The organism is Cognatilysobacter xinjiangensis, assembly GCF_014651995.1.
GTDB classification, from domain to species: Bacteria; Pseudomonadota; Gammaproteobacteria; order Xanthomonadales; family Xanthomonadaceae; genus Cognatilysobacter; species Cognatilysobacter xinjiangensis.
Genome location: NZ_BMXY01000005.1, coordinates 145905 through 167782, shown reverse-complemented (window position 1 = coordinate 167782; position 21878 = coordinate 145905). Strand labels below are relative to the sequence as shown.

At 62.9% G+C, this 21878-nt stretch carries 21 protein-coding genes; 20 read left to right on the top strand and 1 reads right to left on the bottom strand.

All coding sequences use genetic code 11. The features are described from left to right. On the top strand, window positions 1–2736 hold a 2736-nt coding region (locus IE066_RS14400), incomplete at its 5' end, for a TonB-dependent receptor plug domain-containing protein (protein WP_229790838.1). 209 nt (window positions 2737–2945) lie between these two features. On the opposite strand, the gene IE066_RS14395 is transcribed toward IE066_RS14400, so the two are convergent. Continuing rightward, the gene (locus tag IE066_RS14395) at window positions 2946–3500 is read right to left on the bottom strand and encodes an NADPH-dependent FMN reductase (protein ID WP_189451181.1); all 555 of its coding nucleotides are present in this window, start codon (window positions 3498–3500) and stop codon (window positions 2946–2948) included. 54 nt (window positions 3501–3554) lie between these two features. Here IE066_RS14395 and IE066_RS14390 point away from each other — a divergent pair, with 54 nt between their 5' ends. The 19 genes from IE066_RS14390 to IE066_RS14300 all read left to right on the top strand — a co-directional run bounded on the left by IE066_RS14390 (window position 3555) and on the right by IE066_RS14300 (window position 21875). Next, on the top strand, window positions 3555–3875 hold the full coding sequence (locus IE066_RS14390; RefSeq protein ID WP_189451179.1) for a hypothetical protein: 321 nt from the start codon (window positions 3555–3557) through the stop codon (window positions 3873–3875). 398 nt (window positions 3876–4273) lie between these two features. Continuing rightward, entirely contained in the window at window positions 4274–5497 is a 1224-nt protein-coding gene (locus IE066_RS14385; RefSeq protein WP_189451177.1) for an OmpA family protein, read from the top strand. 511 nt (window positions 5498–6008) lie between these two features. Next, window positions 6009–7331, top strand: a complete 1323-nt coding sequence (locus tag IE066_RS14380) for a DUF6714 family protein (RefSeq protein WP_229790837.1) — start codon at window positions 6009–6011, stop codon at window positions 7329–7331. Window positions 7332–7395: 64 nt separating this feature from the next. Beyond that, entirely contained in the window at window positions 7396–7857 is a 462-nt protein-coding gene (locus IE066_RS14375; protein WP_189451173.1) for a hypothetical protein, read from the top strand. A gap of 19 nt (window positions 7858–7876) precedes the next feature. Further along, on the top strand, window positions 7877–8170 hold the full coding sequence (locus tag IE066_RS14370; protein WP_189451172.1) for a hypothetical protein: 294 nt from the start codon (window positions 7877–7879) through the stop codon (window positions 8168–8170). Between the two features lie 34 nt (window positions 8171–8204). Continuing rightward, window positions 8205–8570, top strand: coding sequence for an MmcQ/YjbR family DNA-binding protein (locus IE066_RS14365; protein WP_189451170.1), 366 nt, complete (start codon window positions 8205–8207; stop codon window positions 8568–8570). Between the two features lie 1794 nt (window positions 8571–10364). After that, on the top strand, window positions 10365–10670 hold the full coding sequence (locus IE066_RS14360) for a hypothetical protein (protein WP_189451168.1): 306 nt from the start codon (window positions 10365–10367) through the stop codon (window positions 10668–10670). 2013 nt (window positions 10671–12683) lie between these two features. Continuing rightward, complete coding sequence (locus IE066_RS14355; protein WP_189451166.1) at window positions 12684–13445, top strand: hypothetical protein; 762 nt, start codon at window positions 12684–12686, stop codon at window positions 13443–13445. A gap of 899 nt (window positions 13446–14344) precedes the next feature. Continuing rightward, window positions 14345–14683, top strand: a complete 339-nt coding sequence (locus IE066_RS14350) for a hypothetical protein (protein WP_189451163.1) — start codon at window positions 14345–14347, stop codon at window positions 14681–14683. 14 nt (window positions 14684–14697) lie between these two features. Continuing rightward, window positions 14698–15384: an SseB family protein gene (locus IE066_RS14345; protein ID WP_189451161.1), complete on the top strand. Its 687-nt coding sequence runs from the start codon at window positions 14698–14700 to the stop codon at window positions 15382–15384. Window positions 15385–15487: 103 nt separating this feature from the next. Further along, entirely contained in the window at window positions 15488–15871 is a 384-nt protein-coding gene (locus IE066_RS14855; RefSeq protein WP_229790836.1) for a hypothetical protein, read from the top strand. A 1071-nt stretch (window positions 15872–16942) separates the two neighbouring features. Continuing rightward, the gene (locus IE066_RS14335; protein ID WP_189451159.1) at window positions 16943–17194 is read left to right on the top strand and encodes a YdeI/OmpD-associated family protein; all 252 of its coding nucleotides are present in this window, start codon (window positions 16943–16945) and stop codon (window positions 17192–17194) included. Between the two features lie 67 nt (window positions 17195–17261). Then, window positions 17262–17660, top strand: coding sequence for an ankyrin repeat domain-containing protein (locus IE066_RS15025; RefSeq protein WP_425488951.1), 399 nt, complete (start codon window positions 17262–17264; stop codon window positions 17658–17660). Beyond that, window positions 17657–18157: a hypothetical protein gene (locus IE066_RS14325; RefSeq protein WP_189451155.1), complete on the top strand. Its 501-nt coding sequence runs from the start codon at window positions 17657–17659 to the stop codon at window positions 18155–18157. The genes IE066_RS15025 and IE066_RS14325 overlap by 4 nt, the downstream gene beginning before the upstream one ends. A gap of 666 nt (window positions 18158–18823) precedes the next feature. Further along, window positions 18824–19267, top strand: coding sequence for a hypothetical protein (locus IE066_RS14320; RefSeq protein WP_189451153.1), 444 nt, complete (start codon window positions 18824–18826; stop codon window positions 19265–19267). Continuing rightward, window positions 19264–19638 carry a DUF6794 domain-containing protein gene (locus tag IE066_RS14315; RefSeq protein WP_189451151.1) on the top strand — a complete coding sequence of 125 codons (375 nt, stop codon included), beginning with the start codon at window positions 19264–19266 and terminating at the stop codon, window positions 19636–19638. Before IE066_RS14320 ends, IE066_RS14315 begins: the two co-directional genes overlap by 4 nt. Before the next feature lie 500 nt (window positions 19639–20138). Continuing rightward, window positions 20139–20495 carry a hypothetical protein gene (locus tag IE066_RS14310; protein WP_189451149.1) on the top strand — a complete coding sequence of 119 codons (357 nt, stop codon included), beginning with the start codon at window positions 20139–20141 and terminating at the stop codon, window positions 20493–20495. Window positions 20496–20536: 41 nt separating this feature from the next. Beyond that, window positions 20537–21025 (top strand): hypothetical protein, encoded by a 489-nt coding sequence (locus IE066_RS14305; protein WP_189451147.1) that lies wholly within the window; start codon window positions 20537–20539, stop codon window positions 21023–21025. 466 nt (window positions 21026–21491) lie between these two features. Then, window positions 21492–21875, top strand: a complete 384-nt coding sequence (locus IE066_RS14300) for a zf-TFIIB domain-containing protein (RefSeq protein ID WP_189451145.1) — start codon at window positions 21492–21494, stop codon at window positions 21873–21875. Window positions 21876–21878 lie beyond the last annotated feature (3 nt).

The window sequence follows — 21878 nt, the reverse complement described above, 5'->3', positions numbered from 1 at the left end:
GCGCCCGCCACCGCGCCGGTCCCGCGCGCGCCGCGCCCGGCGCAGGCGCGGCCGGCCGCCGCCAGCAGCAGCGAGACGCGCGAGCTCGACACCGTGCAGGTCACCGGCTCGCGCCTGCCGCGCGCGCAGGTCGACGGCCCGGCGCCCATCACCGTGATCACCGCCAGCGACATCCAGGCCGGCGGCTTCACCAGCGTGCCCGACGTGATGCAGGCGCTGACGCAGAACGGCGGGCAGACGCAAAGCCAACAGTCGGCCGGCGGCGCCGACTTCTCCCCGGGCGCGCAGCAGGTCGACCTGCGCGCGCTCGGCCCCAACCACACGCTGGTACTGGTCAACGGCCGCCGCATCGCCGACTTCCCGCTGCCCTTCGGCGGGCGCAGCAATTTCACCGACGTCTCCAGCCTGCCGCTCGGAATGATCGACCGCATCGAGGTGCTCACCGGCAGCGCGTCGGCGATCTACGGCTCCGACGCGATCTCCGGCGTCGTCAACTTCATCCTCAAGAAGCAGGCCGACGGCACCACCATCGACTACCGCTACGGCCAGACCGAGCAGGGCGATGCGCAGTCGCACCGGCTCAACGTGTCCGGTGGTGTTTCGCGCGGCGCGTTCAACGCCATCGCCGGCATCGAGTACCGCCGGCAGGACCCGCTGTGGGGCTTCGAGCGCGCGCAGCAGGATTCCAGCTTCGACGGCCCCACCGAGAACTCGCGCGTGCCCACGCGCAACTTCCTGATCACCGACTGGTGGGACGACTACATCGACCCGGGCGAGGAGACGTGCGCGGCGCTGTCGGGCCTCAACGAAGGCACGATGCAGTACGCGTATCGACCGCGCTACGGTTACTTCTGCGGCAGCGACCGCTCGGTGGCCTACCGCACCATGATCAGCAAGCGCGAAGGCTTCAACGCCTATGCCTCGCTCAACTACATGACCGAAGGCGGCGTCGAGCTGTTCGCCGACATCCAGGCCGGCCGGCACGAGCTCTCGCTGTTCCGCGCGCCACGCGGCTGGGCGCTCATGACGCCCGACGGCGTCGAGCACGACTACTTCTACAACGACTACACCGGCCAGCTCGAGTACTGGCAGCGCCAGTTCACGCTGGAGGAGATGGGCGGCCTGCGCAACGGCATGGTCGACACCGTGCAGAAGACTCTCGGCATCACCACCGGCCTGAAGGGCACGCTCGCCGAAAGCTGGGACTACGAGCTCGCGCTCGCGCATTCGCAGTACAAGGCGCGCATCAGCTGGCCGCAGATCATCGCCGAGCGCGCGAACGATCTCTTCCTCGGCCCGCTGCTGGGCTACGACGAGGACGGCTATCCGATCTACAACGCCGACCCGTCGCGCATGTACACGCCGCTGACCCGCGCCGAGTACGACGGCATCGCCGCCGACAGCACCTACCGGCCCGAGTCGGAAACGCAGACGCTCTCGTTCACGCTGACGCAGGGCGAGCTCTTCAGCCTGCCCGGCGGCGCCGCGGGCTTCGCCGCCACCGCCGAGCTCGGCCACCAGAGCTACGACCTCAAGCCCGATCCGCGCGCGCTCGAGTACTACTACTACAGCTGGAAGGACTCCGACGGCGCCGGCAGCCGCAACCGCTGGGCGCTGGCCGGCGAGCTGCGCATGCCGGTGATGGAGCGCCTGAACCTCAGCCTGGCCGCGCGCTACGACGAATACCGCTTCGCCGGCCGCGACGTCGCCAAGCCGACCTGGAGCGCAGGCCTGGAATGGCGCCCGCTCGACAGCCTGCTGGTGCGCGGCTCCTACGGCACCGCCTTCCGCGCCCCCGACCTGCACTACGTGTTCGCCGGCCCCGGCAACGACGAGACCTCCGCGCCCGACTATTTCCGCTGCGCGACGGAGGAGCCGGGGGAGGACCTCGACGACTGCAGCTACGGCGACGAGGGCGTGATCCGCAGCCGCACCGGCAGCCGCGACCTCGATCCGGAAACCAGCACGTCGTGGACGGTGGGCGCGGTGTGGTCGCCGTCGTCGAACATCGACGTCTCGCTGGACTGGTTCGACATCGACATGCGCGACCAGGTGCAGGACCTGCGTACCAGCGAAGTGCTGCTCAACGAGCGGGACTGCCGCCTCGGCACGCTGGACATCGGCTCCGCGCTCTGCGTCGACACGCTCGCGCGCGTGACGCGCATGCCCGACGGCAGCCTGTACGGCGTGCACGTCAACCCGATCAACGTGGCGCGCGAGAGCACCAGCGGCCTCGACTTCAGCACCACGCTGCGCTGGGACACGCGTATCGGCACGTTCCGCCTCAACGGCGGCTACACCTGGGTGCGCCGCCACGAGATCCAGGTGTATCCCGACGAGCCCGTCGTCGACATGTTCGCGGTCAACAGCGGCTACGACATCCCGCGCACCAAGGCGAGCGCGCGCCTTTCCTGGCAGCGCGGCGGCTGGTCGGCGGCGCTGCAGGGCGTGCGCCTGGGCCGCCTGCCCAACGACGATTCCTATTACGAGGTCTACGACCCGGAAGACGGCAACAGCCCGTGGGTATCGGCGACATACCGCTACAACGCCAACGTGCAGTACCGCTTCAACGAGCGCGCGCAGCTCTCGCTGTCGGTGGTCAACCTGTTCGACAAGGCGCCGCCGTACGACCCGACCTCCACCAGCTATCCGTATTACGACATCAGCTGGTTCGACACCGAGGGCCGCACGTTCTACCTGCAGTACACCCACAAGTTCGGCGGCAGCGCGCTCTGAGCCCGTCGACCGGCCGCATCGTCGTCGCCTGCGGCGGCGATGCGGCATTGCGCTATGGGAACCCGGCTTGCGGGACGCAGGCACGACATGCCGGCACTGTCGCGGCGTGACGCGATGCATGCCATCGCGTCACCGCGCTGTTACGTCATCACGTCATGCGAAGCCGCACACGACGCAGCAACCGCATGCGTCGACACGCATGTGCGTGGTCAGCCGCCCGAATGCTTCCGCACCCAGGCCACGTAGGCATCCACCCATGTCTGCAGGAACTCGCGGCTGGCCGGGCCGATGCCGCCGTCGTCGTCGAACAGCCCCTCCTTCGCCTGGATGAAGGCCTCGGGCTGGTTGAGCGTCGGCATGTCGAGGTAGGCGGCGATGTTGCGCAGGTGCTGCTGCGCCATCGCGGTGCCGGCTGCGCCGGGCGACACGCCGAGGATGCCGGCCGGCTTGCCCGCGAACGCGCTGTGCCCGTACGGCCGCGACGCATGGTCGATCGCGTTCTTGAGCACGCCCGGCACCGAACGGTTGTACTCCGGCGTCACGAACAGCACGCCGTCGGCGGCGCGGATCTCGGACTTCAGCCGCTGCGCGGCGGCCGGCGGATTCGCGTCGTCGTCCTGGTTGTAGAGCGGCAGGTCGCCGATCTCGAGCTGCCGGAACTCGACGTCGCCCGGCGCCAGCCGCGCCAGCGCGGTCGCGAGCCGTCGATTGAACGAGTCGCGGCGCAGGCTGCCGACCAGCACGGCGATGGTGAGGGTACTCATGGGAAGTCCTCGCGTTGGATGCGGTGGAACGAATGCACGCGCCGACCTGGGCCCGTGGCCGCCATGTTCCGCCGGTCCGATCAGCGCGGTGTGACTGCGGGCGCGGATATCCCGGTCGTTGGCGCGTCGTGGGCTAACGGCAAACGCGCCGTGGTGGCTCGGGCCGACTGCTTCCTGTCGCTGTCGTTCACGGGGATGGCTGCTAACGAACGCGGCGGGCAAACCGCCGGCAGTATCTGCGTGCCCAGCGGCTGGAACGCCGCATTCCCCAGCGCCGGCGCACCGGTGATGTTCGAGGTGGTCCTGGTGCCGATGGAGCATCCGGCCCCGTGGGCGCCATTGGGTCGTCTATTACCGCCTCGGGTGCGCCGGTAATGACTTGAATACTGCTCGGGCGGCGGTAACAGGCAAGATGCCGTTGACCGGCCAGTCTGGCGGCGACAGGATCGGTTACCGCCTCTCTAAAGAGGCAGAATCGGTGTTAGGCGGTGTAGCGGGGTTACTCGGCAACGTGTTCCTCGGCCGGTCTGTCGGAACGTGGCGGCTCGCTTCGGCTGCAGTGAACGTGCGTCGCGATCGTAGCCAACGTGCCCACACGTGTAGTCCGTGGCTCCGGTCGCATCGGCGGCTCCGGCAGCCACACGCCTCGCAGGTTTCCCGGGCAAGCGCCGGTCAACTCGCGCTGCTAGTGTGTCGGCTACGGGCGGTTTAAGGTCATTGGTCGGGCAGGTTCATCCAAGCCTCTCGGCCGCACCGCGGTGTTAGGTGCCAAGATGAAGATGATCGCAGCCGCATTTCTTGGCTTCCTGCTCTCGGCCGCAGCGCAAGGCGCTGAACCGGCGTTCGCCCGCACGTGCATCAAGGCCACTCAAACCGAGAAGGGCCGGATGGCGGAGGTATCCGTTGCGGAGACCTCCGGCCACAAGGAGGTCGATGCATTCGCCAGGAACCTCGTGAAGGTCTTTCGTCTGCAACTTGGAAAAGGCCAGTCCGTCCCGCGGCAAGAAGGATTCGTCGTAGTCGACTACTTCGAGGACGGCAGCTTTGCCAGTACGCTGTTCAAGGAGAAAGGCCGGCTGGTCCGCGGGTGCTTGGATCTGCAGCCGCTAGAGAACGGCTTTGGCACGGTGTTAGGGCCCATGTCCAGCCTTGCAGCGCTCCTGGCCGCTAAGCGTGATGCGAAGTTGCTCCGGTGGGCTGGCGCGCTATTCGTGCTCTGGCTTACCTGCACTGGCCCACTCCGGTGGGTGGCGGGGTCAACCCTTCCGCCATGGCTTCTTGGGAGTGCGCCCAACCTATTCGCTGGCCTCACGCTCACTTTTTGGCAAGCGTTTGTCGTTCCTGGCAGCCCGGTCGGCTCTGCAGCGGTGGCATTCGTCGTGCTCGGGCTCGTGGAACTGGTTCAACTCGCCATGCCGCAGCATCGAGCCGATTCATTGGACCTGCTGGCCAGCCTCGTCGGCTGCTTCATCGCTGCGGCCGTCTTGTATTGGCGTCGTCGGGTGCCGCAGCATGTGCCGGTGTTAGCGCCCAGAGGAGGTTCTATGCGGTTTGCAACAGGGGGCATATGCGCCGCCTTGGCTCTTGCGCCCGCGATTGCGCTCGGCCACGAGCCTGCTCCCCAGATCCGGTTCCAGCCGGGCCAGCCCGTAGTACTGGAACGGCTCGTAGAGTCGCTCGATGGGCCTGAGGCAGTTGCAGCCCTCGAAGACAATCTGAGAGCCATGCTCGCTTACCCTTCATTGAAAGCACTGGTAAGAGGCTTCGCGGATCCGGGCGAATGCGCCGGGGAGCGCTGTGAAGTGCTCTCCCGTGATCGCGCGCGTGCCACATTCCGCTGGCTTGTTCAACACGGCGTCGCCCCCGACCGTATGACCTATGAGTTCTATGGAATCAGTCGTCCCCTCGCAGAAGGGTCCAGCTCGAGAAATCGAAGGGTGGAAATCAGTCCGGTTATCGAGCGTGTTCCGGCTGGGCGGGTGTTAGGCATCAGATGAAGCTCACGCCGCCACATGCAGCTGTTGTCCTCCTAGCCGCACTCGCTCCAGTGGCTAGCGCGCTTCCGCCGCCGCCACCTCCGCCAGTTCCGGCGGATGCGTATGTGGCATTCATCCCAAATCCCTTGGCAAAGCCGAGCGAGCCTGGCTACCCGCGTCTTCGCAGCACCATCCAGCTATCTGAAACCTCAGCAACTCTTCAGCAAATCCCGGTCCGTTGCTTTGACTCATTTGTAGCGGTTTCGTTCACCGATGGGCCGCAGGTCACCTACCATGGCGACCTTCTGAAAAAATCAAATGGCGTATTGGCGCACCTCAAGATCGAGGCGTGCCCTGAATGTGATCGCCTAGGCCACAAGCCGGACGTTGAGCTGCAGCTGCCCATCCAAATCGGTGGCTCACAGTCGGTCGCAGTAGCGGGAGTCCGCTACTTCCGAGAGTCGGCTGCAAAAGAGTCCGAGTGCAGGGCAGCTGATGCGGTGTTAGGCGGCGGATGGAAATACACGAGCTCTTGCAGTCGATCTCTCGCGCTTTTGCAGCCGTGCCGCGCCCGGAGCTCTCGCTGCGCCAGTTTTGGCTCACCGACCAAAAGGGTATGTCCGGTACGATTACGGATGAAGAATGGAAAGTCGCGGCCGTCGCTCGTACTGATCAGAATTGGTCCGATCTCACCGCAGCGGAAATTGTGTTCTATGGGTGTCAGCTCGCGCATATGGGAGCCAGCGAGTTTTGCTACTACTTGCCGGCCTACATGAGTTACTCGGCGCAACACACAGGCGAGCCGCTCGTAGGCAACGAAATACTTGGATCAGTCCTATTTATGCTTCAGCCGTCGAAGAGTCATCCCAGCCACTCGCATGAACAGTATTCGGGCCTCAGCGTCGCACAGCGCGCTTGCATCAGCAGTTTTCTAGAGTTCGTGTCCAAGCGCGGCAACGAGTATGAGCAAGGTGATGCGTTCCGGGCGCTGCGGCACTGGCGTCAGCCGCCCGCGGTGTTAGCCATGTTCAGGAAACTCTTCTACGGCGTGATGTTTTCTGTGGCACTTCTGCCCATGTCGGCGTCAGCCACTTCGTGCATATTCCCGCAGGTCACGGACGAGACCGTTTCCACGGCTGCTGACGTCTTCGTGTTTCGCGTGCTAAGCACTTCGATCAACGAACAAGCCCCGACGGAACGCGGTCATGCGCTTGCGCGGGGCAACATCCGGGTCGTGGAGAAGCTGCGTGGCCATGCGTCGTACACGGCGTTTGAATTCAGTCCCCACCCCGGCTGCGGCGACCGTTTCGTCGTCGGCCACTACTACATGGCGTTCCTGCCGGCCGGAACCGGCCAGTTCCAAGCTTCCGGCGCCAATGTGCTTGACCTCACCACTGGCTATCGGGAAGGCATCGATAACGTCCGGTGGAATCCAGGTTTCAGGGCCGTGTCCGAGGCCGTCGCGGGCAAAGCGCCGCTGTCACAACTGCTCCCGCCTCAGGACCGCTCCCCGCTGGAATACAGTCCAGCTCCACCGCCGCCGCCGGAACCTTCGAATCACGAGGAACATGGGGTGTTAGGCCTCATGAACAACTGCCGTTGCGCGTCGATATATCCGCACAGCGCGCTGAACTTTGTCGGCAGTCGTGAAGCATGCTGTGCCGAAGTAGACAAGGCCGTCCTAACCGGGTTGCTGCGAGAATCTCTGGTGCCCTCCGCCGGAGAGCCGTACTCGCCTGGGCTTGTGCAGGCTTATGTCTGCAGCCTGTGCGCAGCTACTTGGTTGCTCGAGCTACCGGATCGAGCATCTGGATCTTGGGCGCGCGTAAAGGCGAGTAGCCGGGCGGTGCGGTAGCATGAGGCGGTGTTAGGGCGCTATGGAAGATTTCTCGCATGTGCGGGTGCATGAACGATTTGCCATGCAACGTGCCGCCGAGGCCGAGATCACAGCGCTCCTCGGTCAATTCTTCTTCGCATTTTCGGACTTCGTCACCGCATTACATCTTTGTGTCGCTTGGCACGACTCCGGCAAAGGGCTAGACCAGTACACCGCAATTGCTGGCGATCTCGGCGCGGCGGACTTGCTGAAACGCATCGAGCGCCAAGTCTCGAAGGTCTACGCCAGTGACAAGTCAGCACAACAGGATTACCTCGACTGGCTAGAGAAGGCCCACGAGCTGAGGGAAAGACGGAACTTGTTCGCCCACTCTCGGTGGCATACCGAAGCTTATGGCCGGTACGCAATCGCCATCTCCACCCCAGTCTTCGTTGATCCACCGTTAGAACACCACTTTTCGGTGGAGGTGTTGCGAGGCATTTGCGCTAGCATCCCCCTACTTATTTCCGAACTAAGCAAATTGCGGCGCAAGTATCCTCTCTAGCGCCGGTGTTAGCGCCCTCATGGAAATGTCACGCAATCGGATTCCAAAAATCGGACTCGCGCTAGTACTGGCCTTCTTTGCCTATTGCGCGGTTGTCGTTGGAGACTCGGGCTCCGTTACCGGCGGACCGGTCGAGGTCCTGGGCATTTTTGGCACGGCGCTGATGTTCGTCGCAATCCTTGCCACGTTTGCCACAATCTACATTGCTGCTCGTCGTGCTCACCAAGCCGGGAGCTGGCTTTGGTTCTTTGGCGTCATCTTCATGTGGCCCGTGAGCTACCTGTACACGCTCGCGGTCAACCGTCATGGCTGATGGCGTTCAGGCGTTAGGCCGCTAGGGAAAGCCCATGGATGTCGAAACGGTCAAAGAGCTCTGCTCCGGCTATCCAGGCGCCTCGTCGAAGCTCTACGGGCCGCCGAGCAACGTGCTGGTCTACTACGTGGGCGGAAAGAAGTTCGCCTACTTCAAAACCAGCGAGCCGGAACAGTGGCGCTTCAGCTTCCGCACGTCCGCTGAGCGCTTCCTTGAGCTCACCGACATTCCCGGGTTCAAGCCGGCACGCTATATGGCTAGGTTTCATTGGGTCACAGTCGTCAATGTCGCCGCCGTCCCTGATGCAGAGCTCCGTGAGCTAATCACCTCTTCCTACGAGCGTGCACTCACTAGGCCCAATGGTCGGCGGTCCGGCATCAACAGTTCGCGGCGGTGTTAGGCCTCATGCCCACTCTTAGTCGCGCCATGGTCGTGCTAATGCTGGCAGTCGCGGCGGGCTGTGCATCGCTCACTGACGGTCCAGATCGTCCACGTACCGCGCCCGAACTAGTAGGCACATACGAATTTGGTCGCGCAGGGTTCGCTGAAACGGTGGAGCTTCATGCCGACGGGTCGTATACGCGGACGCTTCTTGGCCACTTGGGCCAGGACTCCGCGAGCTTTGACGGAACCTGGCGGGTTGAAGGCAACCGAATCCTCTTCACTCCCGGCGCCGGCCTGCCGAGCAGTTCAGCGCCCGAGCCCTCCGAAGCCTTCTTCTACCGCCACAAGCCCGCTTTTGCTCCCCAGCGCCTTATAAAGTTCGGCAGGGTCGACGACTGGTTTGTGTATGTGCCGCAGGCTTCCAGATGAGGCGGTGTTAGCGCTCACACGCGGCAGTATTTCCGGCGGCTCCCTCGGAGATCTTGTACACCACGGCTCACGGCAGCAATCGGCGGCAGCAATCGTGGCCGCGGCGCCGGTTTCGCGCTTGGGTCGTTCGCACCCGGCCGCGGAAAGAGTCGCGTTGCGCCTGTCGTTTCCCATCGCGCGCCAGCTCTCGCGCTTGCGTGGCACACTCGTCGCAAGCGAAGAGATCCAGCCGGCCGCTCTTTCGGCGTGTGATCGGTGTTAGAGCCCTGATCATGCTTATCGGCAGTCGGATAGTTGCTCGGAAGCAGCTGGCCAACTTGGCTTTGCTAGTTCTTTCACTGGCGGCCTTCGTCTGGGTTGGTCACGACGCGCTCGACGGGGACTTCACCTTCTGTGCCCGGTACAGCTTTGGCTGCGCCCCCCTCACGGCGGCGGGCACCGGAGTGGCACGGTACTGGACAGTCGTCTGTCTTTTTCTGGCAATGCCTGCCGTACTTGCCCTGCTCGCATGGCATGGCCTCCGTGAGCGGGCTCGTGATCGCTATCGCTAAGCCCGGCACGGGCGGTGTTAGGCCGCTATGGAACTCTTGGGCATCTTCATTGCGCACCCATGGTTGGCCCTGATTGTCGCGGGGCTCTTCATCCTCCTTTGGTGGCGGATCCGCAGCAAACTCGCTCTCGCCGGAGCCGCGGTTTGGGCTAGCTATGCTGGCTACGAGTACCTGATGTTCGCCCGGGTCCTATGCACCGGTGAGTGCAACATCCGAGTCGATCTATTGTTCCTGTACCCGCTTCTGCTGCTAATGTCGGCCGTCGCTGTCATTCACGGCATCATCCTGGCCCGCAAAGCTAAGCGGTGCGCGGCGGTGTTAGCGCCCGCAGTGAGGGCGTAGGTTTTCGGCACTTGGGTCCGGCGCCTCGTCCGTCGCCATCCGGTCCAGCCGCCATCGCAAGCGAGTCGTCGAGCACCGTCGCGCGTGCCCGGAGACTTAGCCGGCTTCACGCAGCGTGCCGCGCTAGGCAAAGCGCACAGCTGAACCGTCTGCAGCGCGGCACCCTGCCCGGCCACATCTCGGCGGTTGCGGTACTCGCCCTGCCATTACTGAATTGGCTTGCCGCCCTGCTTCCGCAGCGCGGCCCGCTTGGCCCTCCTCCGTCGCGCTGGTCGGTGCGTCGCTCACGGGCCGCTGCCGATCCGGCCGTGTCATGGCATCCTCGCGGCCGTAAGTCTTTCGCGGCGTCTGTCCCAACCCGGGCGGGCGCTAACTAGTCGTTCAAGCCGACGCCGCTTCGTTCCGGCTTTGCAGTGGCAGGTAGAGCTTGCCACTGCAAAGCCTCCACTACGCGTCGCGGCTTAACTCCGGTGTTAGGCGGCTGGAACATGATTAATCGCAACTCGAACCCCATGGGCTGGTCACTGCTTCTTAGCGACTTGGCAGATGCTCACGAGCACCTTGGGGAGCTTATCCGTGAGCTTCAGGTCGACCCGGAGTATGGCGAGCCAGAGTTCCGCATTGATCTCGGCCACGTATATGCTCACCTCAACAGGGCGTGGCATCGTCGCAACGTGCCGGAAGACTTCACCGAAGCTGAGTGGGGCCCGGCAGGTCAGTTCCCGAAAGATCTCGAGCCAGTCGCGGTGTTAGCGCCCATAGCCAACTTGCGCGTACTTGCCTGTCGGCTCTAGCGCTTCTGTTACCGAACGGAACCTCCATGACTTTGAGCCAAGCATTAGCCGCGGTGGTCGTATGTGTTGCCGTGGCATCGGTCGGCTGCGCCCCGAGTGACGCTCCGCTGGCCAACCGAGTAGAACCAGCGGTAGCGAAGACGTACTCTGGCAAGACCGCAGCAGATGCTCTAGCGCTCCAAGGGTTTGTAGATGTGAAGGACACGGCCGGGGGAAAGACGTGCCCTCGCGCGAGCGATGTCCATGAAATGGATTTCTGGGCATGGCGGAATGGCGAGACATGGCAAGGCACAGTGTGCAGGACCGCTAGCGCGCGATTCACCATCGAGGCCCGGCGTTTCACTTTGCCCCCGCCAAACGCTGGCCCAGAATAGGCGCACCTCGCGTCCAGGATGGGCGGGTGTTAGCTGTCCCTCCTGCACTCCCGGCTTTCTGCTCAAGCGCTCGAGGTTGCGCCAAGCGCTTCGGCTGCATCACGCTCGCCAAGCATCACGGTTCGCGCCGCACCGGCTTCGTAGTCAGCGGTATTGAATACCGCCCGGACGTCATCGGCGGCGCTTGGAACCATCGCGGCCGGGCTTGCCTGCCTTCGGCCGGTCGGTGCACCGACGTCGGCTTGCTATCGGCCATCCGCCGCTTCGCCCATTGCGGCAGGGCGTAAAGCAAATGCAGTATCCCTATCTCGTGTTGGTCCGCCCCGCCGCTGGCCAGCTAACTAGTCGCTCAAGCCGACGCCACTTCGTGGCGCGGCTTAGCTCAGGTGTTAGCCGCTATGAAAGTTCCACCGCTCCCGATAGCACTCCTGTCCGTTTCGCAATCGGTGTTTGGCGGCTTCGTTGCGCTAGCGTTTGCATACTTCCTGCTTACCGGAGGCTTTCAGCTGGGGGAAGAGCTGCCTGGGTGGGTCGGTCCACTAGGGATCGTGGTAGGTGTTGCCTGCGTTGTCTCGGCAATTCAGTTGTGGCGCTGCCGGTGGTCGGGGCCTTTTTCCTTCTTCGCACTTTGGTTAGTGCCGTTCGTCGCGTCGCTCCCGTTCGCTACGCCAATGGAAATTATTCGGGACGCGAGTTTCATTGAAGGCCGTATTGCCTACTTGCTGGTGTACGGAGTGATCGTGTTCGAGTTTCGGTCAAGGTTCGCGGTGTTAGGGCGCTATGGCAAGCAACACGAGGCAATTGAAGCGAAGCTCGCTGCTGCCAGGTGCAGCACTAGCCATCGTCGGGCTTGTACTCTGCGGTTGCGGCCCCCGACCGGCGCCGACAGTGTCCTCAACGTCCCTATTTGAAAGCCCGGAGATATTCAGCGGTAGGCGCATTCGCTTCAATGCCTGCCTCTCCGCGTTCCACCACGGCGTGCTCGTCGGGCCCTGCGGGTCGAACAGCCCGGGGATCGCAGTGTTTGGAATCGAACGCCTGCCACCCGTTCCGCGAGCGGCCTTCGAGCGATCTGTCGCAGTAGCCCGCCGCGATGGGAAGAGCCACGTTTGCCTTGCAGGCCGTTTCCACTATCTTCCGGGCACAGTGGCCAGCCAATGGGTCGATCTGGACCACTTCCGTTCCGGGCCATGTTCCAGCACGCCCGGGCGCGGTGTTTCGGGTGCGCGCCGGTGTTAGGGCCCATGACGGACCTCACGGCGCTCTTGACCATCAAGCGAGACGCAGCGCTTTTGCGGTGGGCCGGCGTGCTGTTCGCCCTGTGGCTCTTCTGCACTGGGCCGCTGCGCTGGGTTGCAGCTCCAGCACTCCCGCTGTGGCTCTTGGGTAGCGCACCAAACTTCTTCGCGGGGCTCACGCTCACCTTTTGGCAGGCGTTCGTCGTTCCTTCCCGCCCCGCTGGATCCGCTGCCGTCGCGCTGGCTGTGCTCGCGTTCGTAGAAGCGGTGCAGTTGGCCATGCCTCAGCACCGCGCGGATCCGTGGGACCTCTTGGCCAGCCTAGTCGGGTGCTCCTTGGCTGTGCCTGCCTTGTACTGGCGCCGGCGGATGACGCAGCATGGGCCGGTGTTAGGTGCGCCGTGGAAATTCTGAAGCGCTTGAGAGAGAAGCTATCCCGCGGCAACGAGCCGCAATGGGAGGTCATCGCTGTAGATGGCTCAGGGTTCTCGGTGGGCGCCCGTCACGTTCAATGGTCGTGGGTCGAATCCATCGCCGCGTTCAAGCGTGATCTCGTCACCTACGATGATGTCTACTTCCAACTGGAAGGCTCTGGCGAGCCGGTCCTCGTCTGTGAAGAGCAGCCAGGCTTTGCTGCTTGGGAGTCCGAGCTGTGCCAGCGCTTTCCGGGGGTCGCCGGGTGGCAAAACCATGTCATCCAGCCGGCGTTTGCAGAGAACTTCACTGTCCTCTACCGTCGCACGGTGTTAGGCCTCATGCCCACTCTTAGTCGCGCCATGGTCGTGCTAATGCTGGCAGTCGCGGCGGGCTGTGCATCGCTCACTGACGGTCCAGATCGTCCACTTACCGCGCCCGAACTAGTAGGCACATACGAATTTGGTCGCGCAGGGTTCGCTGAAACGGTGGAGCTTCATGCCGACGGGTCGTATACGCGGACGCTTCTTGGCCACTTGGGCCAGGACTCCGCGAGCTTTGACGGAACCTGGCGGGTTGAAGGCAACCGAATCCTCTTCACTCCCGGCGCCGGCCTGCCGAGCAGTTCAGCGCCCGAGCCCTCCGAAGCCTTCTTCTACCGCCACAAGCCCGCTTTTGCTCCCCAGCGCCTTATAAAGTTCGGCAGGGTCGACGACTGGTTTGTGTATGTGCCGCAGGCTTCCAGATGAGGCGGTGTTAGATGGCCACAGACACATCATTAGCAATTGCTGTTGCCGAGTACGTCCAGGCGCTTGTGGGCGCCGAGACGGACCGGGCAGAAGACCGTCCGGCACTGCAGTCTCTGGTCATAAACGCCGCTGGGCTCTTGGCCGAGGCCGTTCTTGGCAACAACGCTTCCGCCGCGGCCCGGGTGGAGGTTCACGAAAGGCTGCGCGGGCATACTTGGCTGCAAGGGGTGGCCCTCGTGGAGCTAGATCGCCGCTGGGCTACAGTGCGCAGCTACACGTCATCGGCGGCCAGGTGTTAGATGCGGCCGATACAACGATGAGGCGGATGCAGAAAAGCTCGGCGATAGCATGCTCCGCTGCAATGGCAGCTTCTCTGGCATACGCGGCCTTTGAGCTGGGCTTGGGCCCGTCACAGTGGCAAATCGTCATCGGCTTCGCTCTGGCCGTAGTCTTCGCCGCGGGGTTCGGCTACCGCTTTGGGCGTTGGTATCGTCCTGTAGGGGGCGAGCGGCCGACCTTTGAGTCGGTGCTCTGTCCTGTCGTCGTGTATTTGCTGGCAAGCTTTAGTGGCTCCGCGGTCGCATGCGTCCTGATGGCGGCCTCAAATCAGCCCTCGCCGCGCGACCTCGTGACAGGCGTTCCGGCAATGGCGCTCTTTGGCGTCCTCTTTGTGTCAATCGCCGCATGGCCGGCGATACTCGTTTCTCATGCGGCCGCTGCGCTGGTGCTGGCAAGGCTTAGCAGGTCCGCAGGTGTTAGGGCGCATGAAGCGACATCTATGGCTACTGGCCGCAATACTCGCCGCGTCCTGCGCGCCCGCTACTCAAGACGCTGGCCCGCGTCTCATTGCCCTTGAGGGCGGCTCATGTCCGAGAACGCTGATAGGCGTCCGGTATCGCGTGGAGGCGATTCTCGGTCCCGACTACACCATCTGCGCCTTGCACCCGCTCGAGCCCGGGTTGCCACGCGCCGAACTCCGGGTGGGCGGTATCTGGGCGTTCCAAGGCGAAACGCCGTTCGCCGGCTTCACCCCCACCGCTGCCGGCCCAATCGCGTGGTTCGCCGCACCGTCCCGTGAGCCGGGCATGCCGGGCGAACTGTCGGCATTTATCCCAACCCAGCTTGGGCGGCCAGAGTTCGCCGAGCTGATCGTGTACCTGCCGTTGCGCCAAAGCCGGGACGCGGTCCGCGACCAGTTGCTGCGAGCAGTCGTAGAGGCGAGCATGCGCCGGTGTTAGGTTGCGGAGGCAGAGTGGACGCGAACTTGCTGCAAGAGCTGATCATGCGCGCCGTTGAGGACGCTGCTCTGCGTCCGCAGTTGGTGGCTGCTCTGTCGGATGCCCGTGTCGCAATCCCGTTGGATAGAGGCTTGGAGAATGGCGTGCTGCCGGCGGACTTCAAGCCGCTTACACTCAACGCCGACCAAGGCTTCCCCGTGCTTGCCACGTTCACATCGCCGGACAAGGCGGCGCCTTGGATCAAACAGCAACCTGCTTTTCAGCATGTGCTGGTCACTGGTTTCGGTTGGGCCGTCAGCGTCGCCCGCCCACCCTTCGGAATCGCGATCAACCCAGGTTACAAATACTCGTTTGCGCTCTCGTCAGCCGAGGTTGCCGCGCTACGTGCGGAGACCGGGGCCGCAACGGTGTTAGGCCTCGGTTGGTTGTCGCAATCGCCGCGTCGCAGCGTTACGTTCAATGCTTCGGCCAATGCGCCGCGTTGCAAAGCTCGCGTTGGAAACATCTGGCCGCGCTCGCTCTTCCGTAACCGTTTCTCGCTTGTCCGATTTGGGTGTCGTCTGCACCTGATTCTCGCGCATGTGGTTCCGCCAACCGTTTCCTGGGCTCACGGCCGAAATGCGCGTCGGCTTCGGTCTGCAGTTCAAAGGCCGGCCGGCGAACGTCCTGGCTCCAGATCGCGGCTCTCGCTTCGGGTGTGATCTCGCGCTGGGCGCCCGCGGCTCTCGGCCGGTTCAAGCTTGGCGGTGTTAGGTGCGGGTGGAAACAACACTGTAGGCACGTCCAAGCAAGGAGAAGCGGGTCATGTCGGATTTCGGCTCAACGTTCACGTCGCTGTCTAATGTTCTTCGCAAGCACACAGCCGGCTTCTCCACCAAGACAGATGAGCCCGGCAACTTGTACGTGGAGCTTCCGGCGGCGGTGCCTAAGGAGAAGCCTCGGTTTTTCGGAGCGGTGCAGACAAAGAAATCCTATGTGAGCTATCACCTCATGCCCGTCTATGAGGATCCGAGCTTGCTAAACGGGATCAGCGAAGGTCTGCGCGGCAAAATGCAGGGCAAGTCGTGCTTCAACTTTAAGACAGAAGACCCAGCCCTCCTCCGGGAGCTAGACTCACTCACGGAAAGGTGTGCGGCGGCAGTCCAGGGTTCGGGAGCCCGCACGGTGTTAGGTGCGGCCAGATGCTGAGCTGGGATATGCGGTCACGAAGCGCAGTTGCATATGCGGCGGCCATGGTCGCATCCGTCGCTTTCTTTCTCGTAGCGGCCCGTGGCGTCGCGGACGTGCCCGCGGTCTGGATAGCGGGATCTGCGTCGTCGGTAGCCGCAGCCGCGGTCGGCTGGTGGCTAGGGCGCTGGTATGTGCCCGCCCAAGGCGAGCGTCCAACCTTTGAACTTTTCGTTTGCCCTCCCGTCGTGTTGGTGCTGTCGTTGTTGCTGGGCTTGGTGGCCCTTACGGCCTGGGCTTTGGTGGTCGGCCCACCGGAACCTAATCCGTTAATGGGTCTCGCGGCTGTGCTGTATTTTGGCTTCGCCGCGTTTCTATCGGAGGCTTGGCCTGCGGTGGTCGTAGCTTTTGGAGCGGCGGGTATTTGGCTGGCAACGTGCAGTAGGTCCGCACGGTGTTAGGCCTCACATGACAGATCAATCGCCCACGCGGTACGAAGAAACGATCATGTGTGAGCCCTCGAAGGATGAGGGCCTCGTATTCATGAAGGTCGTGGCTATGCCGCACGGCGACCCGGTAGAGTTTGACGTAACGCAAGCCCGAGCATTTGCGGAACGCATTCTCGCGGCCGTCCAGGAAGTTGAGTCTGGCTGGGTCGGCGGTCCAAGTAGTGTGGGCCGTGAGGCGGTGTTAGGCCTCACAGGAGAGACCATGCGGGACTTGGTGCAAATTCCCGAAGTGCTTCTAGAGTCGTTGAGGCAACTGGGCCAGGAATACGGTTTTGACTCCAGCGCCCGCAATCCGATTAGGCCTCCCCACGCCGCAGTGGAGCAGAGGATCTTAGCTTTCGGCATTGCAGAAGCCGCGAAGGTTGCATCGCTAATCCTCGAGGCATGGAGACTTATAAATACACGAAGGTGCACTTTCAAAGGCCCCATGACGGGGCGTTGTGGCAGCGCAATCATTGTCACTACATACGACCCTGCGAATGAGGAGCTCATCTTTACTTGTGCCTCAGGCCACTCGATCGTACAACGCAGCCCGCGCATATATCGGTGAGGCTTCAGGCGTTAGGCCCCAATGGCGAGATCCATGAACGCCGAAAAGCTAGCTGGCGGCACAGTTCACGAACTGCCGGACGATTTCCGCGCTGCTTTGGAGAGCGATCCCGCCGTGGCTGGCGTCTGGGCCGATATCACCCCGCTCGCCCGAAACGAGTGGATCTGTTGGGCCACATCACCCAAACAGGCACTCACGCGCCAACGCCGCATCGCCGTCGGGCTGGATAAGATGCGGAGCGGCATGCGGCGGCCGTGCTGCTGGCCCGGCTGTCCACACCGCTGAGCAGTTGAGAACGTCGCCGGTGGTCCAGGTCGCAAGGTTGGGGCGGTGTTAGGTGCCTCTGGCAGCAATGACTCCACTCGCAGAAGTACTTGGCTCCATTGCGCACATCATGTTTCCCGCGGATGACACTCCTCGGGAAATATTCCTCAGCTCCCGAGCGGAGGACGGAGACACTCCTCTGCACGTGTTCGCGTGGCGCAAGGACCTAGAGGCGGCGAGACTCTTGATCGCCGCTGGAGCGGATCCCAATGCCGTCGGGGACATGGGAGAAACGCCTTTGCACGTGGCGGTGCGCCAAGACCTCCCAGAGCTAGCCCGGGCTTTGTTGGCCGCGGGCGCCTCAGCAGATATCGTGTCGGAGCTCGAGGAATCGCCTCGGGAAATGACAGTGCGTAAGGGTGGCGAGCTGGCTAGCGTGTTCAGCGGGTTCGGCACGGTGTTAGGGCGCACAAGGAGGTTTCGATGAACATGACGTTTTCTTTTGGCTGCTCGGTTTTGGCAGTTGTCGCTTTCCCGGTCAGCGCGGCGTCGCTATGCAAAGCGGGCGAAACCGAGCTCTTCCAATGTGTTGCTAACCAGGGAAGAACGGCGGCCGTCTGCCAGCTGGAAAGCGCTGCAGCACCCGAACTGGTTTACCGTTTTGGTCGCCCGGGGAACATCGAGCTCGAGTTTCCGCGAAGGGTCCGCCCAGCATCCGAAGTTTTCACGAAGAACTATATGAGTTGGCCAAAAGGCACATCCTCGCAACTCGGCTTCAGCGTTGGGCCAGTGCGTTACACCGTCTACTCATGGTCCTCGTCGTTCGAAGGCGAACATAGCGGCGTTCTAGTTGAGCAACCCGGAAAGAAGATGCGTGATGTCAACTGCAGAGCTAAGGACTGGGTCACGTTGGCTGCAGTGCAAGCGCTGCCTCTCCCCGAACATGAGTATCGCAGTACGCCGGTGTTAGGGCGCAAATGCTGATCCGCGACAAGCTTGTAAAAACTCAACGCCGTTACCTGCTCCTGACCCTTGCCGGAATAGTGGTCTGGGGCGCTTTGCTGCTCGGTACCGTGGCTTTCACAGGTGGGCAGGCTCCGACATGGCTATTTGTGGCGGCAGTTCCGGTGGTTGGCGTGATACTCGTCGGCGTCGTCGGAGCCAATTTCCTTGTCCGCTGCCCCAAGTGTCGCGGCAACCTGAGCCGGGTTGGCCCACTTTCGGCACGCCCTTGGCTCGGTCGCCGGAGCGTCGCAAACTGCCCCTTCTGTGGCGTCAGCCTGGATAGCCGGGTTGCGCCGGTGTTAGGCGTCAGGAAAAGAGACCTTCGCAATCGAAACTATGTATGAAGCTCCTACTGCAGCCGTCGCGGAGACGGCCTCACCGCCGCGTCGTACACGCCTTCTCATGCGCGTGCTGTTGGCATGCCTCATTTCCTTCGTCCTTCCGGCGCTACTAGCGTTTCTAGGCGCGCAGGGTCTTGGCCGGGCCGGCCTTTGGGCGTTGGCGCTAATGCCGCTTCCTGCGCTCTGCACCTGGGCCTTTCTGGGTCGCCGAAAGCCCAGCGGGGTGGGGCGCTCAATCGCCGTCTTAGTAGGCATAATCTTCGCCGTGCTACTTTGCTTCGTGTTCGGCTCCGTTGTCATCACAATGGCAGCGCTGCTCTGGCAGCCGGAGGTAAACGTGGTGCTGCCGCAGCCTGGCGCGGTGTTAGGCGCCATGGTCATTGCCCTCGCAACCGACGATCGCTCCCTGAAGGTTTTCGCATCGGTCGAGTCGGCTGCGGCCTACTGCGAAGGCATTGACGTAGAAGATGGCGTCTGGCGCTTCTGGAATGGTGAAGGCTGCGAACTAGAAGCCGCGTTCTCGCACCCGAGTGAGCGCGGGCGGTTCTTCGTCCGCAACGGCTCCTATCGCCTCAAACCAGCCGCGGCAGGTGCGCTTCCGTCCCTCGAGGAGGAGCTGGGCCGTGGGGTGCACCTAGAGCCCAACGCTTCCTTTCCGTCCGTCGAGTCGCTGTTGGCTCACCTTGCCCAGAGCAAGCGTGTCGCGCAGCATGGCGCGGTGTTAGCCTTCATGGAGAGATCGCTGTGACCATCAGAAACTTGCTGCTCACCGTGCTGCTGGCCCTCGCTTTCGGTGCGAGGGCCGAGGAGGAAGCACCTCTTGTGCCCGAAGAGTGGCCGACTACGGTCGAGGCTACCGTCGAAGACCTGCTAAAGCACATGCCCGAGTCAGCCCGGAAAGAGTTGGCCGCCATGTCGGAAAAAGATCTTCCGCTTACGCACTTCGGTATTGGCCTATACATTCGCAACCACTACGGGCTTTGGCGCGGCAACAAAGAGTTGGTCAGAGATGTTTGTGGTGAGCCGGTCTGCCACCCCGACGATGCATCAGGCAAGATCGTGGAAGCTCTCTGGAAACGCCTGCGGGCAGAAGGGGTGTTAGGGATCAAGTGGAGATAGCGGCACACTGGTAAGTTACGTTCACTCTGGCGGTTCCACAGCAAGTAATGGAGGACATATGCGAAAGATCGTCTTTTCTTTAATTGGTCTGCTGTCGGCTATGGGTATCAGTGGTTGTGCTTCCTCAGCCTCCACTGAAGACAGCACGGTCCAGTCACGGCGTCTGGAAGCCAACAGGCAGGTGGCGCAAGTGCAACATGCCCGCATGCAGCAAGAGCGGGAGGCCCAGCGGCGGCGTGACGAGGCGCAGGCCGCTGATCGGCGGGCAGCCGCATCTACGCCGAGGCCGTAGCGGTGCGGTGCGGTGGGACGGCGTGGGTGAGCCCTAACAATCCGTCCAAGCCGACGTCGCTTCGCGGCGGCTTAACTCAGGTGTTAGGGGCTGGATGAGGTCTGTCGTCGCATGCACCGTTTTGGTAGCGCTCTCGCCGCTCCCTGCGTATGCCGTTTGCGCCGTCGAGCCTCTGGGGCCGGAGCTCCGCGCTGCGGATGTGGTGTATGTGGGCACCGTGGTGCGGTCGGAGCTTACTGCCCCACTGCCGTCCAGCGCGGCCGCCGAGCAACCTCGGCAGCGGCGCATCGGGCTGCGTCATACCGTGCAGCCGGAAATCATCCTCAAGGGCGATCCCGCAACAGCACCGGCTGTCTTCTCCGCCTGGAAGTACAACCCGCCCAAGTCTCGCCAAACGGTAATCATCTCGGAGCTCTCGGCCGTCTTGCCCGGCGATACTTTGCTCGTCGTTGCTCACCACGGCCAGCCCACTTATTTTGGTTTGTGTTCTGCAACCCGGGAGTGGAACGCGGAAAGCGCGGGGGTGGTGCGTGCGGTTCTTACGCCAGCCCCTGGTTCGGCTTGACTCAGGTGTTAGGCCCCGTGTGCAGAATCCAAGCAAACCCGATGTCTACCCTCGCGAGGATCGTCGACTTCTTGAATTCCATCGGGATCGAAACGACGGAGGGTGATGTGCCGGACTCGTCGTTTCCGCCCGGAGTGCGCATCCAAGGCGGCCGAATCGTCTTCGATCGAAGCATGCCGTGGCCCGGAGACTTGCTTCACGAGGCAGGCCACATCGCGACAGCTCCGGCGTCCTTGCGATCGACCCTGAACGACGGAGTCGAGCTAACTGGCTCGGTCCCGTACGCGACAGAGGCGGAGGCAACGGCCTGGGCGTATGCCGCTGTGGAACACCTGCAGCTGGACCCGACCGTACTGTTTCACACGGGCGGATATCACGGCGCTTCCGATCGGCTGATCGCCACATTTGCAGCAGCCGTCTACCCTGGAGCCTACGGTCTTGCTCGGGCCGATATGACGGCGGTGGGCCCGGATGCGCGCGATCGCGGCGCCGCGGTCTACCCGAAGATGGCTCAATGGCTTCGGTCGTGATGCGGACGGGGCCCAATAACTCGTCCAAGCGGACGCCGCTTCGCGGCGTGGCCTAGCTCAGGTGTTAGGGGTTTGAAATGACTCCGCTACGCGTGCTCGCCGCGTGCCTAGTGGCCGCCTCCCTGCCGGGCTGCGCTGGCAGCACCAAGCCATGTAATGCATTCGGAACGTCGGCGTGCGGTTCTGGGGCGGCTCAAGTCGAACGCGATATTGCTGGCTGGCACAACGCGCAGAACCCTTCGTGTCCGTTTGTCCGGTCGCTGGGTGCCCAGATCCTAAAGAGGAGCGATGGCGGCATTGTGGAACACTGGAAGATTGAAGCTTGCCAAGGTAAGCAGTTCACTTACCGCGCCTACCTTCTCTCGAATGTGGGTTCGTTAACGGTCATGGTCTCGGATCCGCAACCCGAAGATCGCGTCGGCCCCCCCTAACTTGACTCAGGTGTTCCCCTCATGGAGACAATCGAATGAAGTGCCCGAAGTGCGATTCCGAACTGAAGCCCCTCACCCATCACGGCGTTGAAATTGAGCGCTGCTCCGGCTGCGGTGGACAATGGTTCGATGCATTCGAACACGAGGAGCTCAAGCGGCTCGGCGGCTCGGAGAAGATCGACTACTCGACGAAGACGACAGTGCCGCCGGGCGCCGGCTCGGGACGATGCCCGAAGGATCAGCAGCCGCTGTTCGTCATGGTCGTCGCGGGCCAACCTCATATCTCCTACGAGTCGTGCGGCGTCTGTCACGGCGTGTTCTTTGATGCCGGCGAGTTCAAGGATTTCAAGGAAGAGACATTCGGAGAGCGGCTACGTGCCGTCTTTGGCATCGCGAAGGCAGCCCAGCTTGAGGGCTAACGA